Source organism: Roseateles sp. P1_C6, from assembly GCF_056406315.1.
Genome location: NZ_JBFUAK010000009.1, coordinates 99,311 through 113,430, shown reverse-complemented (window position 1 = coordinate 113,430; position 14,120 = coordinate 99,311). Strand labels below are relative to the sequence as shown.

Sequence of the window (14,120 nt, the reverse complement as noted above, 5' to 3'; positions counted from 1 at the left end):
ACAATGAGCCCGATGCGAGTTTTCAGAGGCTTTCACCACCGCGGCATCGCGCCCGCCTGCGCGCTGACCATCGGCAACTTCGATGGCGTGCACCGCGGCCACCAGGCCATGCTGGCACTGCTGCAGTCCGAGGCCAGGCACCGCGGCCTGCCGAGCTGCGTGCTGACCTTCGAGCCCCACCCGCGCGACTTCTTCGCGGCCAAGGCCGGCAAGCCGGAACTGGCGCCCGCCCGCATCGCGACGCTGCGCGACAAGCTGGGCGAGCTGGAGCGCTGCGGCGTAGACCAGGTCGTCATCCTGCGCTTCGACGAGGCGCTGGCCTCGCTGCCGGCGCAGGATTTCATTCGCCAGGTGCTGGGCGAAGGCCTGGGCGCGCGCTACGTGCTGGTCGGCGACGACTTCCGCTTCGGCGCCAAGCGCCAGGGCGACTACGCCACGCTGGACGCCGCCGGCCAGGCGCGCGGCTTCGACGTCGCCCGCATGATGAGCTACGAGGTGCACGGCCTGCGCGTCAGCAGTTCGGCCGTGCGCGAGGCGCTGGCCGCCGGCGACATGGCGGGCGCCGCGGCGCTGCTGGGCCGGCCTTATGCGATCTCCGGCCATGTCACGCACGGCCGCAAGCTGGGGCGCCAGCTCGGCGAGAGCCAGCCCGGCGCCGCGGACGGCTTTCGAACGCTGAACCTGGGCTTCGGCCACGACAAGCCCGCAGCGAGCGGCATCTTTGCGGTGCTGGTGCACGGCCTCGCGCCCGAGCCGCTGCCCGGCGTCGCCAGCCTGGGCCGCCGGCCCACGGTGGAGGACGCCGGCCGCGTGCTGCTGGAAGTCCATTGCCTGCGCTGGCCCCTCGGCCTTGAGGGGGGCTACGGTAAACTTGCCCGCGTGGAACTGCTGCACAAACTTCGCGACGAAGCCAAGTACGACGGGCTTGACGCGCTGACGGCCGCGATTGCCGCCGACACCGAGGCAGCTCGCGCCTTCCTGGCCACCCACGCCTCTCAGCGCCGCCAGACCACGCGCGACCGAATTTGAAGCGGCTCCCCGCCGCTGTCGTTCCGCCCTCCCCGCCTTTCTGACCGCCAGGCCCGCCGCCTGGCCGCACGCCATGACCACCCCGGACTACCGTTCCACGCTCAACCTGCCCGACACGCCCTTCCCGATGCGCGGCGATCTGCCCAAGCGCGAGCCGGGCTGGGTCAAGGCCTGGGACGAGCAAGGCCTGTACAAGCGCCTGCGCGACGCCAGCTGCGGTCGCCCGAAGTTCGTGCTGCACGACGGCCCGCCCTATGCCAATGGCCAGATCCACATCGGCCACGCGGCCAACAAGATCCTGAAGGACATGATCGTCAAGGCGCGCCAGCTGGCCGGCTTCGACGCGGCCTACATCCCCGGCTGGGACTGCCACGGCCTGCCGATCGAGAACCAGATCGAGAAGACCTTCGGCCGCGGCCTGCCGCGCGACGAGGTGCAGGCCAAGAGCCGGGCCTACGCGACCGAGCAGATCGACGGCCAGCGCACGGACTTCAAGCGCCTGGGCGTGCTGGGCGAGTGGGACAACCCGTACAAGACGATGAACTTCGCCAACGAGGCCGGCGAGATCCGCGTGCTGAAGCGCATGTTCGAGCGCGGCTTTGTCTACCGTGGCCTGAAGCCGGTCAACTGGTGTTTCGACTGCGGCTCATCGCTGGCCGAGTTCGAGATCGAATACGCTGACAAGCAGTCGCCTGCCGTTGACGTGGCCTTCCTGTCGGCCGAGCCCGAAAAGCTCGCTGCCGCATTCGGCGTGCCTGTGCTGACCAAGGAAGCGTTCACCGTCATCTGGACCACGACGCCCTGGACCATCCCGGCCAACCAGGCGCTGAACCTGAACCCCGAGCTGCCCTACGCACTGGTCGATACGCCCAGGGGCTACTTCGTCGTCGCCGAGGCGCTGGTGGAGAAATGCCTGGCTCGCTGGCAACTGGAAGGCAGTGTCGTCGCCACCACGCCGGGCCGTTCGCTGGAGCTGCTGAAGTTCAAACATCCGCTGGCCCACGTGGACCCCGGCTATGACCGCGAAAGCCCCGTTTACCTGGCGGACTACGCGACAGCCGAGGACGGCACCGGCGTTGTCCACTCCGCGCCCGCCTACGGCCTGGACGACTTCCAGTCCTGCGTCGCCCATGGCCTGGCTTTCGACGACATCCTGAACCCCGTGCAAGGCAACGGTGCCTACGCAGCGGACCTGCCGCTGTTCGGCGGCCAGCACATCTGGAAGGCCAACCCCGTCATCGCGCAGGCGTTGCTGGATGCCGGCCGGCTGATGGCGCAAAGCAAGATCACCCACAGCTACCCGCACTGCTGGCGCCACAAGTCGCCTGTCATCTACCGCGCCGCCGCCCAGTGGTTCGTGCGCATGGACGAAGGCGACGGCCTGTTCACGACCAACAAGGCGCCGCAAAGCCTGCGCGAGACCGCGCTGGCCGCCATCGAAGCCACCAGTTTCTACCCCGAGAACGGCCGCGCCCGCTTGCACGACATGATCGCTGGCCGGCCCGACTGGTGCATCTCGCGCCAGCGCAGCTGGGGCGTCCCGCTGCCCATCTTCCTGCACAAGGACACGGGCGAGGCGCACCCCAACACGCTCGAGTTCATCGAGCGCGCCGCGCAGCTGGTGGAGCACAACGGCATCGGGGCCTGGTCCAAGCTGGACGCCGCCGAATGGCTGGGCGACGAAGCGGCCCAGTACACCAAGGGCCAGGACATCCTGGATGTCTGGTTTGACTCGGGCTCCACGTTCGAGCATGTGCTCAAGGGCAGCCACAAGGGCGCCGCGCACGACACCGGCCCCGAGGCCGACCTCTACTTGGAAGGCCACGACCAGCACCGCGGCTGGTTCCACTCGTCCCTGCTGATCGCCTGCGCGCTGTACGGCCGCGCGCCCTACCGGGGCCTGCTGACCCACGGCTTCGTCGTTGACGGCCAGGGCCGCAAGATGAGCAAGTCCATGGGCAACGTGGTCGCGCCGCAGGCCGTGTCGGACAAATACGGCGCCGAGATCCTGCGCCTGTGGACGGCGGCGACCGACTACTCAGGCGACCTCGGCCTGGACGACAAGATCCTGGCCCGCGTGGTGGACAGCTACCGCCGCGTGCGCAACACGCTGCGCTTCCTGCTGGCCAACGTCAGCGACTTCGATCCGGCAACGGATGCCGTCGCGGCTGCAGACCTGCTGGAAGTCGACCGCTACGCGCTGGCCCGCGCCACCGAGCTGCAGGCCGACATCCTGGCCCACTTCGAGCGTTACGAGTTCCACCCGGTGGTCTCGAAGCTGCAGGTCTACTGCTCCGAGGACCTCGGCGCGTTCTACCTGGACGTGCTGAAAGACCGCCTCTACACGACGGCGCCCAAGAGCCTGGCGCGCCGCTCGGCGCAGACGGCGCTGTGGCAGATCACCCAGGCCATGCTGCGCTGGATGGCGCCCTTCCTCAGCTTCACGGCCGAAGAGGCCTGGGCCATCTTCGGCCAGGGCGAGAGCATCTTCACCGAGACGTACTGGGACTTCGGCACCACCGACGCCGGCCTGCTCGCCAAGTGGAACCGCATCCACGAGATCCGCGACGAGGTCAACAAGGCCATCGAAGCCGTGCGCACGACCGGCGCCGTCGGCGCGTCGCTGCAGGCCGAGCTGGTGCTGAAGGTCGACGAGCAGGATCAGGCCCTGCTCGCCAGCCTGGGCGACGACCTGCGCTTCGTCTTCATCACGTCGGCGGTCAAGCTGATGTCGGCAGCGCAGTTCGGCGTCACGGTCACGCCCAGCAGCCACGCCAAGTGCGAGCGCTGCTGGCACTACCGCGCGGACGTGGGCAGCATCGCTGCCCACCCGACGCTGTGCGGGCGTTGCGACAGCAACCTGCACGGTGCCGGCGAGACCCGCACCGTGGCCTGAATTTCGTCAGATGCGGACCGGCACCGGGCCGCCCCAAGCAGGCCCGCAGGCGATGAGCTTGCGGCTCAACACCGCAAGACCGGGCGAGGGGCTCAAGGAAACGCCGGCACGTTCGGCTCCACGCCCTCGAAGTGCGCTTCGGGGTGGGTGCGCGCCAGCAGCTCCTCGATCTCGGTGATGCGCGAACGCGGCACGTCGACGATGAGCAGGTATTGGCCCTCGGCGAGCGCTTGTTCGAAACGTTTCAAGCGCCGGCTGGGCGTGGAGCTGCCGATCATGCTGGACGACCAGGTGCCCAGCATCGCGCCCACGGCCGCCAGGCCGATGACGACGGCCGCGGGCGAGGCCGCGCTGATCGCAAACGCCGCCGCCACGCCGCCCGCCGCGCCCAGGCCCGAGCCGATCAGCGCGCCGGACTGCGCCGCCTCGACAAGGTCCGAGGTCTGCAGCACGTTGGCCGCGTGTAGGCCGTCCATGGACGCCCCCTCGGTCGCGACGAAATGGATGTGGGGCTCGGTGATGCGGGCGAGCAGCAACTCGTCCATCGTGCGCCGCGCGCTGCCCAGGTCGGGCAGCAGCCAATAGATGCGTTTGCGCATGGCGTCATCCTCCAACGGGAAGGGAGAGTTCTTCTTCTACGCCCCTTTCCTACAGGCCACAAGCCCCGGCCCGGGTACATTGGCGCCCCTGCCCGACCCAAGCTTTCGGCTCTAGACCATGCCCTCCCGCTCCTCCGCCGCGCCCGGCCTCACCCAGTGGCTGCTCATTGCCGGCCTCATCATCCTGGCCGACCAGTTCACCAAGATCCTCGTCATCGGCAGCTTCCAGCTGGGTGATGTCCGCCCCGTCACTGGCTTCTTCAACCTGGTGCGCGCCCACAACTACGGCGCTGCCTTCAGCTTCCTGCATGGCGCGTCGGGCTGGCAGCGCTGGTTCTTCCTGGGCCTGGGCCTGGTGGCCGCAGGCTTCATCATCTGGATGCTGCGCCGCCACGGCCATCAGCGGCTGTTCGCCTGGGCGCTGACGCTGATCCTCGGCGGCGCGTTAGGCAACGTCATCGATCGCGCCATCCATGGCTATGTGGTCGACTTCATCCAGGTCCACGCCGGCGGCTGGTTCTTCCCGGCCTTCAACATCGCCGACAGCGCCATCACCATCGGCGCTGTGCTGCTGGTGCTGGACGAGTTGCGCCGCGTGCGGCGCGGCTGACCGCCCTGGGGTTTGCCCGCCGTCGTCGGCGCATTAGTTCACGCATCGGGCTTGTGACAAGAGGTGACAATCGCGCGCCTCTCGCCGACCCCCATGCTTCTCGACTTTGCCAGCCTGAGCCACTACGACTGGCTCGACGTCCCTCTGTGGGTCTTTGACCCCGACCAACAGCGCAACCTCTGGGCCAATGCGGCAGCCCTGCGCTTTTGGCATGCCGACAGCGCCGAGGAGTTCCTGTCGCGCGATTTTTCCGAGCATGGCGACGCCGTACGCGAGCGCCTGGCGGTCACGGCGGCCGACCATGCCCAGGGCAAGATCGTCCGCGAGCAATGGACGCTGTACCCCAAGGGCGAGCCCACCACGGTGATGCTGGTGTCGCGCGGCATGCGCACGCCGGAGCGCCGCCAGGTCATGCTGTTCGCGGCCGACTCGCTGGGCGGCGGCGCCGACCTGGCCATGCTGCGCGGCGTGGAGGCCCTGCAGCACACCTCCGTGCGCATTGCCGTCTTCAGCCTGGAGCGCGGCGAGCTGCTGATGCGCAACCCCGCTGCAGCCGTCACCTTCGGCGACACGCCGCCGGCCGCCGGCGGCAGCGAGTTCAGCCGCCTGTTCGCCCACGCGCATGACGCAGACGGCACCCTGGGCCGCGTGCAGCGTGGCGAGACCTGCCGCCAGGACGTCGAACTGCAGACGCTGGCCGGCCCGCGCTGGCATGCGCTGGACGCGCGGCCCATGCGCGACCCGGTCACCGGCGACACGGTCATGCTTTTCAACGCCCGCGACATCGCCGACCTGAAGGCCAGCCAGGCCGCCCTGGTCGCCGCACGCGAGGCCGCCGAGGCCGCCAGCCAGGCCAAGAGCAGCTTCCTGGCCAACATGAGCCACGAGATCCGCACGCCCATGAACGGCGTGCTGGGCCTGACCGAGCTGGTGCTGCAGACCGACATGGACGAGCGCCAACGCCGCTTCATCAGCATGGCCCACGACTCGGCCAAGGGCTTGATGACCATCATCAACGACCTGCTGGACGTGGCCAAGATCGAGGCCGGCCGCATCGTCATCGACGAGCAGCCCTTCTGCCTGCACGACTGCCTGACCGAGTCGCTGCAGCCGCTGCTGCTGCAGGCACATGCCAAGGGCATACAGCTGAATGCGCGCGTGCAGCCCAGCGTGCCGCAGCAGTTCGTCGGCGACGCCGTGCGGCTGCGCCAGGTGCTGATCAACCTGATCGGCAACGCGCTCAAATTCACGGAGCACGGCGAGGTGCGCATCGAGATCGCGCTGGCCGATGCGCTGGCGGACGATGCCGCCGACAGGCTGCGCCTGCGCATCGCCGTGACCGACACCGGCATCGGCATGACGCGCGACCAGATCGGCCAGATCTTCGACCCCTTCACGCAGGCCGACGGCAGCATCACGCGCCGCTACGGCGGCACGGGCCTGGGCCTGACCATCGTGCAGCGCCTCGTCGGCCTGATGGGCGGCGAGGTGCGCGTGGAAAGCGAGCCCGGCGTCGGCTCCAGCTTCAGCTTCGAGATCGCGCTGGGCTACGAGGCCCAGCAGATCGACGAACGCCGCAGCGCCTGAGGCCGCTCAGGGCAGCAGCACGGCGCTGCCGACGAGCCGGCGCGCCTCCAGGTCGCGGTGCGACTCGGCCACGTCGCCCAGCGCATAGCGCTTGTCGATGCGGATCTTGACCTGGCCGCTGGCCACCATGTGGAACAGGTCGTCGCCCATGGCCTGCGTGGCCTCGCGACTGGCGATGTGCGTGAACAGCGTCGGCCGCGTGACATACACCGAGCCCTTGGCCGCCAGCGTGCCGATGCTGAGCGGCGGCACCGCGCCCGAGGCCGCGCCGAAGCTGGCCAGCAGGCCGAACGGCGCCAGGCTGTTCAACGAGCCCTCCCAGGTGTCGGCACCCACCGAATCGTAGACGACCTTCACGCCGCGGCCGCCTGTGATCTCGCGCACCTTGGCCGCGAAGTCGGCGTCGGTGCGGTAATTGATCGCGTGCGCCGCGCCGTTGTCCAGCGCCAGTTGGCATTTCTCGTCGCTGCCCGCCGTGCCTATCAGTTGCAGGCCAAGCGCTTTGGCCCATTGGCAGGCAATCAGGCCCACGCCGCCCGCCGCGGCATGAAAGAGCACGAAGTCCCCGGCCTGCAGCCCGCCCTGCGGCAGCGTCTTGCGCAGCAGGTATTGCACCGTCAAGCCCTTGAGCATCATGGCCGCGCCGGTCTCGAAGGAGATCGCGTCGGGCAGCTTCAGCACACACTTGGCCGGCATCACGCGCGCCGTGGCGTAGGCGCCGGGCGGCTGGCTGGCATACGCCGCGCGGTCACCCACCTTCAGGTGCGTGACGCTCTCGCCCACCGCCTCGACGACGCCCGCGCCTTCCATGCCCAGGCGCGCCGGCAGCGGCAGCGGGTAGGTGCCGTTGCGGTGGTAGACGTCGATGTAGTTCAGCCCGCAGGCCTCGTGGCGGATGCGGATCTCTCCCGGCCCGGGCGCGCCGACCTCCACGTCCACCAGCTTCAGCTGTTCGGCCCCGCCTGGGGCTTCGATGACCACGGCTTTGTCATTCATGCGGCGTCTCCTGTTCAGAGGCGGTATCGTGCCAGCCCTTTGCCCAGCGCGCCGCCACGAATGAAGCTGACCCCACGCCTTGCCCTGCTGCTGACCGTGCCACCCCTGCTGTGGGCCGGCAACGCCGTGGTCGGCCGGCTGGTGCGCAACGACATTCCGCCGATGACGCTGAACGCGCTGCGCTGGGCGCTGGCGCTGCTGCTGCTGGCGCCGCTGGCCTGGCGGCTGCTGGCCGACCCACGCGAAGCGCTGAAGCGCTGGCGCGGCCTGGCCTGGCTGGGCTTCCTGGGCATGGGTTGCTACAACGCGCTGCAATACCTGGCGCTGCACACGTCGTCGCCGCTGAACGTGACGCTGATCACCGCCAGCATGCCGGTGTGGATGCTGGGCGTGGGCGCCGTGTTCTACGGCGTGAAGCCGACGCGCCGCCAGCTCGCGGGCGCCGGGTTGTCGCTGCTGGGCGTCGCGCTGGTCATTGCGCGTGGCGACCCGGCGGCGCTTCTGGCCGTGCACTTCGTACCGGGCGACCTGTTGATGCTGCTGGCCATCTTCACCTGGGCCGTCTACTCGTGGATGTTGTCGCGACCCATGAAGGGCCTGCGGCCCGGCGAAAAGCCAGACTGGAACTGGGCCGAGTCGCTGATGTCGCAGCTGATGTTCGGCGCGGTGTTTGCCGGCGCGGCCGCAGGCGTGGAGCAGGTCGTCGCACCGGCCGCCATCCACTGGAGCCCGATGCTGGCGGCGGCGCTCGTCTACGTGGCCGTCGGCCCATCGCTGATTGCCTACCGCTGCTGGGGCGTGGGCGTGGCCGAAGCGGGGCCAGCGCTGGCGGCCTTCTTCGTCAACCTGACGCCGGTGTTCGCCGCCATCATCTCGGCCGCGCTGCTGGGCATCGCGCCGGCCTGGTACCACGGCGTGGCCTTCGCGCTGATCGTGGCGGGCATCGTCGTGTCGTCACGCTGATGCAGGTGCTGCACGCCGACAACCGCCTGGTCGTCATCCACAAGCCCGCCGGCATGCTCAGCGTGCCCGGCCGCACGGAGTCCGACTGCGCCAGTGCGCGCGTGCAGGCGCTCTACCCGGACGCGCTCATCGTGCACCGGCTGGACCAGGCCACATCCGGCCTGTTGCTGTTCGCGCGTGGCGTCGAGGCGCAGCGCGAGCTGAGCGCCGAGTTCGCCGAACGCCGCGTCGGGAAGGGCTATGTCGCCATCGTCGCCGGCCGTCTCGACGGTGAAGGCCTCATCGACCTGCCGATAGGCGCCGACTGGCCCAACCGCCCGCGCCAGCAGGTCGACCACGCGCATGGCAAGCCGTCGCAGACGCGCTGGCGAGTGCTGGCGCATGAAGGGCCCCACACCCGCGTCGCGCTGGACCCGCTGACCGGCCGCACCCACCAGCTGCGCGTGCACCTGGCCGCGCTGGGCCACGCCATCCTGGGCGACACGCTGTACGCGGCGCCCGACATCGCCGCGGCCAGCCCGCGGCTGCTGCTGCATGCCCACGAACTGCGCGTAAGCGGCAAATACTTCACTTGCCCGGCGGAGTTCTAGCGCGAGCCCGCGCGGACACGTCCCTAACATTTTCGACTGCTTGTTGCCGCGCGCCGCGCTGCAACGCCACAAGCCTGCTCGCACGGTGCACGGGCTTGGAGGCAAGTCTGAAGAACAAGGCGACGTATGAAGAATTCCGTGAGGTGGATGCGGATCGTGCTGTGCATGGCCATCGTATTGCCGCCAGTTGCCCGCGCGCAGGAGGCCGACCCGGCGGTCTGGGGCGTCTATGCCCGCCTGCTGGGGGCCAAGATGGCGTGGGAGAAGACCGCGGCGCTGACTTACACCTGGTATTGGAATGGCGCAAAGACGGCCATCGTCGAAGACCAAGGCCAGAGCAACCTGGACACCGGCGAGATCAAGTCGCTCGGCGGCGGAAGGCTGGCCCGTTACGTCAAGGATGAGCTGCTCTGGACCGGCAGCATCCAGCCCGACGGCTCGGTCATCTGGAAGCCGGAGGGTGGTTTTTTCACAGGCCGCGGCGGCGGCCCGTTCCGGGTTCGTCTGCAGGGCGATTCGATGCTCGTGCAAGAGGGCGTGACCCTGGAGAACGGGCGGGTCACCAGCAGCTCGGTCTGGCAGCGCTGGGTCGGCAGCCTGCCCGCCCCGATGCCCGTGGTCGCGGCTGCATCGGCGCCCGAGGCAGCGGCATCGTCTGCGCTGGCCGTGGCGGATGCCCAGCCCGCCGAAGAAAGGGCGGGGCCGCGCGCGCTGTCAGCAGCCGACCTCGCCAAGCTGCAGGCCAGCATGGTGCGCGACAAGCAGCTGCGCGCCGAGACGCTCAAGCGCCAGGCCGAGGAAGCGCGCCAGCAGGAAATCGCCCGGCGCCAGCAGGCCGAGTTCGAAGCCCAGATGGCGGCGCAGCGCGCCGAGGCAGAACGCCAGGCGCGCGCCGAGGAGCGCGAATCCGACAACGCGTTTGCGAGCGCGCTGATGGGCGGCCTGAACACCTTCAAGAACGAGATGGCCAAGAACCAGGCGCAGCAAGCGCAGCAGGCGGCCTTCGTCGCCAACCTGCAGCGCCAGCAGCAGGCCAACGATGCGCGCCAGCGCGAGCAGGAGCGCCAGCGGCAGGTGGCGGCGCAGGAGCAACTGGCGGCCCGCCAGCGAGCTGCTGCTGCTGCGGCGGCGGCAACCCCGCAGCAGCCGGCCGCGCTGGCACAGCAGCCGCGCCAGTTGACCGTTGCCGGCAACAGCACGGCAGGCAACACGACGAACCGCACGACGCCGACGCAGCCGGCCCCGGCGAGCAAGGCCTACGACCCCGAGAAGGAGTTGCGCGAGAACGCCGCGGCAGACCGCCTGCGACGCCAGCAGATCGCCGATTACCAACGGTCCCAGCAGCAGGCGAATCAGCCGCCCCAGAACACGACGACCGTCGCATCGAACACGGCGTCCAAGGCCTTGCCGACCGCCACGCCGACATCGACGCATAGTGGACCCGACGCGTCGAAGTCGTCCTGCCGCGTCGAACGCAACACGACCATGGCCGTGGGCCGCAACAAGACCGAGGAGTCGACGCGCGCGGATGTTCAGGCGATGGCGGCCCGGCAGTGCGGGGGCAAGGGCCAGCTCGGCCCGATGCAGTGCTCGTCCTACAAAGACATCTCGATCGACAGCCATGGCCAGCAGCACGACCTCGGCACACGGACCTATGACTGCACCGCCGTGGTGGACTGCGGCACCACGCGGGACATTTGCTACGGCGGCCCGGGACAAGGCTCCGCTCAGTGACACCGCCTTCGACAGTCCATCAATCACGACAACGAGAAATTCAATGACCAACAAGACGCAATGGATGGTCGGCCTCAGCGCCCTCGCCTCGGCCCTGTCGTCCCCGCTGGCCCTGGCCCAGCAGACCGAGCCTGCGCAAGCCAAGCCCCAGGCCGGCCAGACCGCGGAAGGCGCGCAGCGCTTCCTGGCGGCCGTTGTCAAGAAGGGCAATGCCACGACGTGGTTCGTCGATGCGCAAGGCCGCACCAACCACGTCCGCGGCAAGGCCAGCAAGACCACCACTTACATTGGCCTCATCAGCAACGACGAGGAGAAGTCGGAGCGCGTCGTCGAGAAGCAGCTGCCGGCTTTCACCGTCACGGAGATCGACACGCTGGCCACCAGCGGCAAGACGGACGCCTGCCTGACCCGCATCAGCAAATGGGAGTTCGGCGCCCAGCTGACCGAAAACCGCACCTGGAACACGACCAACGAAGGCATCCTGGTCGACATGCCCATCGTGCATGTCGAGAACAGCACCTACGAGCCGGCACCGGAGCTGAACTCGCCGCATTGGATCGACTGGCGCAACGTCAAGCTCAGCCGCTCCACGAACGGCGCGCAGATGACCGCGTCATTCAAGGAAAAGACCTTCTGGGTCCATCTGGCGTTCGCCGGTGAAGCGGAGTTGGTGGACCGCGTCGAGTACGCGATGAAGTTCCTGAAGCTGAGCTGCGACGACACGACCGCGACCGGCTTCTGATCCCCACCAACCTCGGGCGCCAGCGATGACCTCCGCACCACGAACACCAGGCACACACCGCTTGCCCTTGATGGCGCTAAGCCTGGCGCTGGCGGCGCTCACGGCACAGGCCCAACCCGCACAGACCGCCGACGGCGCGCAGAAGTTTCTTGCGACGCTGGTCGCCAAGGGCAATGCCACGGCGTGGTTTGTGGATGCCCAGAACCGGCGCAACCACGTTCGGACCATGGCGAAAGTGACCACGGTCGAATTCGCCGCCGTGTTCTTCGACGACCCTGTGGATTGGCAGAAGCCGATCGAGAAACAGCTGTTGCCGTTCACGGTCAGCGAGATCGACACGCTGGGGCCGAAAGGCAAGCCGGACGCCTGCATGACCCGGCTCGCCAACTGGGCCGTGAATGCGAACGAGCAGGTGGTCGAAACCCAGACCTGGCGCACCACGAAACCGGGCGTTCTGAAAGACAGGCTGTACGAACACCGGCTGACCGGCACCCACGAGCCGTCGCCCGAGTTGCGGGCGCCGCACTGGATCGACTGGCGCAACGTCACGCTGGCCCGCTCGCCGGAGGGCACGCAGATGACGGCGTCCTTCAAGGAGAAGGACCTCAGCGTCAACCTGGGCTTCACCGGCGAGACGGATCTCATCGACCGCGTCGAGTACGCGATGAAGTTCCTGAAGCTGAGCTGCGACGACAGCACCGCCACCGGCTTCTGACGCCTGCGGCGGCGGGCCGCTAGAGTCGGCCCATGCACCTCTACATCGTCACCGGCAGCTCGCGCGGCCTGGGCGCCGCCCTCGTCGAACAACTGACCCAGCCCGGCCACACCGTCATCGGCATGGCGCGCGGCCTCAACCCGGCGCTGAAGGCCGAGCAATGGACGCTGGACCTGGCTGACCCGCTGCCCGCCGCCGAGCGCCTGCAGGCCTGGCTGCGCGCCCACACCGGCTGGACCAGCGCCACGCTGGTCAACAACGCCGCGCTGCTGAGCGAACCGGGGCCGCTGGCGGCGTCGGACCTGCACAGCCTGTCCGCCGCGCTGCGCGTCGGCCTGGAGGCGCCCACGCTGCTGAGCCGTGTCTTCCTCGCCGAAACGGCCGGCGTGCCGCAGCGCCGCCTCCTGAACATCTCCTCGGGCCTGGGCCGCCGCGCGATGGCCGGCAGCGCCGCCTATTGCGCCGTCAAGGCGGGGCTGGACCACCTCAGCCGCGCGCTGGCGCTGGAAGCCCCGGACGTGGGCGTCGTGTCGCTCGCGCCCGGCGTCATCGACACCGACATGCAGGTGCAGTTGCGCGCTGCCGACCCTGAGCGTTTCCCCGAGCAGGCGCGCTTCCAGGGCTTGCAGGACGGCGGCCAGTTGCAGACGGCCGAGGCCACGGCAGCGGCCATTGTTCGGTTTCTCCTGCGGCCAGACTTCGGAAAAACCGTCGTCGCGGACATCCGCGAGGGTTGAAAATGCACCGGCGAGCCACCACGTGTGGTCTCGTTTCCCCACTCTCTGGAGACTCTCCTTGAACCGCATCCTTGCGCTCTGCCTGGCCACGCTGCTGGCCTTCGCCCTGCCTCTGCACGACGCCGAGGCCAAACGTCTGGGCGGCGGCGGCATCAAGCGCAGCGTGCCGACCCAGACCGCGCCGCAGACGCCGCCGGCCCAAACCCCGCAGCAGGCCGCGCCGGCCAAGCAGGCCGCCGCCACGCCGGCTGCGCCTGCCGCCGCGCCCAAGCGCTCCTGGCTGGGCCCCATCGCCGGTATTGCCGCCGGCCTGGGCCTGGCCGCGCTGGCGAGCCACTTCGGCTTTGGTGGTGAACTGGCCAACATCATGACCATGGTGTTGCTGGGCCTGGTGGCGGTGTTCGTGATCCGCTTCCTGGTGCGCCGCTTTGCTGCGCCCAAGCCGCAACTGGCCGGTGCCAATGGCGCCCATTTCCAGGCCGAACCGGCGTGGAACGCGCAGCCCGCCCCCGTCGCTGCCGCCCAGCCGCTGGCGGGCGCACCGGCCGACTTCGACGCGGCCGGCTTCGAGAAGCTGGCCAAGCAGGTCTTCATCCGCCTGCAGGCCGCCAACGACGCCGGCGACCAGGCCGACCTGCGCCGCTTCACGACGCCGCAGATGTACGCCAGCATCCAGCACGACCTGCTGGAGCGCGGCGGCAAGGCGCAGCGCACCGAGGTGCTGCAGCTGGACGCCCGCGTCGTGGAGGTCGCCACCGAAGGCGGCGAGCAGATCGTCTCGGTGCGCTTCTGGGGCCTGGTGCGCGAAGCCAGCGAGCAGGCCGCCGAAGACTTCGACGAGATCTGGCACCTGGTCAAGGCCGGCGACGGATGGCTGATCGCCGGCATCCAGCAGACGGCATGACCCAGGTCACAGCGGGTT

Annotated in this window: 13 protein-coding genes; 11 read left to right on the top strand and 2 right to left on the bottom strand. The window is 69.2% G+C overall.

Annotation, left to right across the window (positions count from 1 at the left end):
* Positions 1-12 precede the first annotated feature (12 nt).
* Positions 13-1,029 (top strand): bifunctional riboflavin kinase/FAD synthetase, encoded by a 1,017-nt coding sequence (locus AC1D29_RS20175; protein WP_477900720.1) that lies wholly within the window; start codon positions 13-15, stop codon positions 1,027-1,029.
* 73 nt (positions 1,030-1,102) lie between these two features.
* On the top strand, positions 1,103-3,925 hold the full coding sequence (ileS, locus tag AC1D29_RS20170; RefSeq protein ID WP_477900718.1) for an isoleucine--tRNA ligase: 2,823 nt from the start codon (positions 1,103-1,105) through the stop codon (positions 3,923-3,925).
* Positions 3,926-4,017: 92 nt separating this feature from the next.
* Here ileS and AC1D29_RS20165 read toward each other — a convergent pair whose 3' ends face one another.
* Positions 4,018-4,524, bottom strand: a complete 507-nt coding sequence (locus AC1D29_RS20165; protein WP_477900716.1) for a DUF1269 domain-containing protein — start codon at positions 4,522-4,524, stop codon at positions 4,018-4,020.
* Positions 4,525-4,642: 118 nt separating this feature from the next.
* Between AC1D29_RS20165 and lspA the strand changes: the two genes are divergently transcribed.
* Positions 4,643-5,134 (top strand): signal peptidase II, encoded by a 492-nt coding sequence (gene lspA / locus AC1D29_RS20160; protein WP_477900714.1) that lies wholly within the window; start codon positions 4,643-4,645, stop codon positions 5,132-5,134.
* Between the two features lie 93 nt (positions 5,135-5,227).
* A complete protein-coding gene (locus AC1D29_RS20155; RefSeq protein ID WP_477900712.1) occupies positions 5,228-6,721 on the top strand; it encodes a sensor histidine kinase in 1,494 nt (497 codons plus the stop codon).
* A gap of 6 nt (positions 6,722-6,727) precedes the next feature.
* Here the strand turns inward: AC1D29_RS20155 and AC1D29_RS20150 are convergent, their stop codons facing one another.
* On the bottom strand, positions 6,728-7,717 hold the full coding sequence (locus AC1D29_RS20150) for a quinone oxidoreductase family protein (RefSeq protein ID WP_477900710.1): 990 nt from the start codon (positions 7,715-7,717) through the stop codon (positions 6,728-6,730).
* Positions 7,718-7,777: 60 nt separating this feature from the next.
* On the opposite strand from AC1D29_RS20150, the gene AC1D29_RS20145 reads away from it, so the two are divergent.
* From AC1D29_RS20145 to AC1D29_RS20115, 7 genes are all read left to right on the top strand, one after another.
* Complete coding sequence (locus AC1D29_RS20145) at positions 7,778-8,680, top strand: DMT family transporter (RefSeq protein WP_477900708.1); 903 nt, start codon at positions 7,778-7,780, stop codon at positions 8,678-8,680.
* Positions 8,680-9,270 carry an RluA family pseudouridine synthase gene (locus tag AC1D29_RS20140; RefSeq protein WP_477900706.1) on the top strand — a complete coding sequence of 197 codons (591 nt, stop codon included), beginning with the start codon at positions 8,680-8,682 and terminating at the stop codon, positions 9,268-9,270. Before AC1D29_RS20145 ends, AC1D29_RS20140 begins: the two co-directional genes overlap by 1 nt.
* A 147-nt stretch (positions 9,271-9,417) precedes the next feature.
* Entirely contained in the window at positions 9,418-11,004 is a 1,587-nt protein-coding gene (locus AC1D29_RS20135) for a hypothetical protein (protein WP_477900704.1), read from the top strand.
* A gap of 43 nt (positions 11,005-11,047) precedes the next feature.
* Positions 11,048-11,746 carry a hypothetical protein gene (locus tag AC1D29_RS20130; RefSeq protein WP_477900702.1) on the top strand — a complete coding sequence of 233 codons (699 nt, stop codon included), beginning with the start codon at positions 11,048-11,050 and terminating at the stop codon, positions 11,744-11,746.
* A 70-nt stretch (positions 11,747-11,816) separates the two neighbouring features.
* Positions 11,817-12,461: a hypothetical protein gene (locus tag AC1D29_RS20125; RefSeq protein WP_477900700.1), complete on the top strand. Its 645-nt coding sequence runs from the start codon at positions 11,817-11,819 to the stop codon at positions 12,459-12,461.
* A 32-nt stretch (positions 12,462-12,493) separates the two neighbouring features.
* A complete protein-coding gene (locus AC1D29_RS20120; RefSeq protein WP_477900698.1) occupies positions 12,494-13,198 on the top strand; it encodes an SDR family NAD(P)-dependent oxidoreductase in 705 nt (234 codons plus the stop codon).
* A gap of 58 nt (positions 13,199-13,256) precedes the next feature.
* Positions 13,257-14,102 (top strand): Tim44 domain-containing protein, encoded by an 846-nt coding sequence (locus tag AC1D29_RS20115; protein WP_477900696.1) that lies wholly within the window; start codon positions 13,257-13,259, stop codon positions 14,100-14,102.
* Positions 14,103-14,120: the final 18 nt, after the last annotated feature.

What these genes read in the sequence shown, in the direction of transcription:
- lspA (WP_477900714.1), top strand. Translation starts at nt 4,643, where the DNA reads ATGCCCTCCCGCTCCTCCGCCGCGCCCGGCCTCACCCAGTGGCTGCTC.
- AC1D29_RS20145 (WP_477900708.1), top strand. Translation starts at nt 7,778, where the DNA reads ATGAAGCTGACCCCACGCCTTGCCCTGCTGCTGACCGTGCCACCCCTG.
- AC1D29_RS20150 (WP_477900710.1), bottom strand. Translation starts at nt 7,717, where the DNA reads ATGAATGACAAAGCCGTGGTCATCGAAGCCCCAGGCGGGGCCGAACAG.
- AC1D29_RS20165 (WP_477900716.1), bottom strand. Translation starts at nt 4,524, where the DNA reads ATGCGCAAACGCATCTATTGGCTGCTGCCCGACCTGGGCAGCGCGCGG.
- AC1D29_RS20140 (WP_477900706.1), top strand. Translation starts at nt 8,680, where the DNA reads ATGCAGGTGCTGCACGCCGACAACCGCCTGGTCGTCATCCACAAGCCC.
- AC1D29_RS20135 (WP_477900704.1), top strand. Translation starts at nt 9,418, where the DNA reads ATGCGGATCGTGCTGTGCATGGCCATCGTATTGCCGCCAGTTGCCCGC.
- AC1D29_RS20120 (WP_477900698.1), top strand. Translation starts at nt 12,494, where the DNA reads ATGCACCTCTACATCGTCACCGGCAGCTCGCGCGGCCTGGGCGCCGCC.
- ileS (WP_477900718.1), top strand. Translation starts at nt 1,103, where the DNA reads ATGACCACCCCGGACTACCGTTCCACGCTCAACCTGCCCGACACGCCC.
- AC1D29_RS20155 (WP_477900712.1), top strand. Translation starts at nt 5,228, where the DNA reads ATGCTTCTCGACTTTGCCAGCCTGAGCCACTACGACTGGCTCGACGTC.
- AC1D29_RS20125 (WP_477900700.1), top strand. Translation starts at nt 11,817, where the DNA reads ATGGCGCTAAGCCTGGCGCTGGCGGCGCTCACGGCACAGGCCCAACCC.
- AC1D29_RS20175 (WP_477900720.1), top strand. Translation starts at nt 13, where the DNA reads ATGCGAGTTTTCAGAGGCTTTCACCACCGCGGCATCGCGCCCGCCTGC.
- AC1D29_RS20130 (WP_477900702.1), top strand. Translation starts at nt 11,048, where the DNA reads ATGACCAACAAGACGCAATGGATGGTCGGCCTCAGCGCCCTCGCCTCG.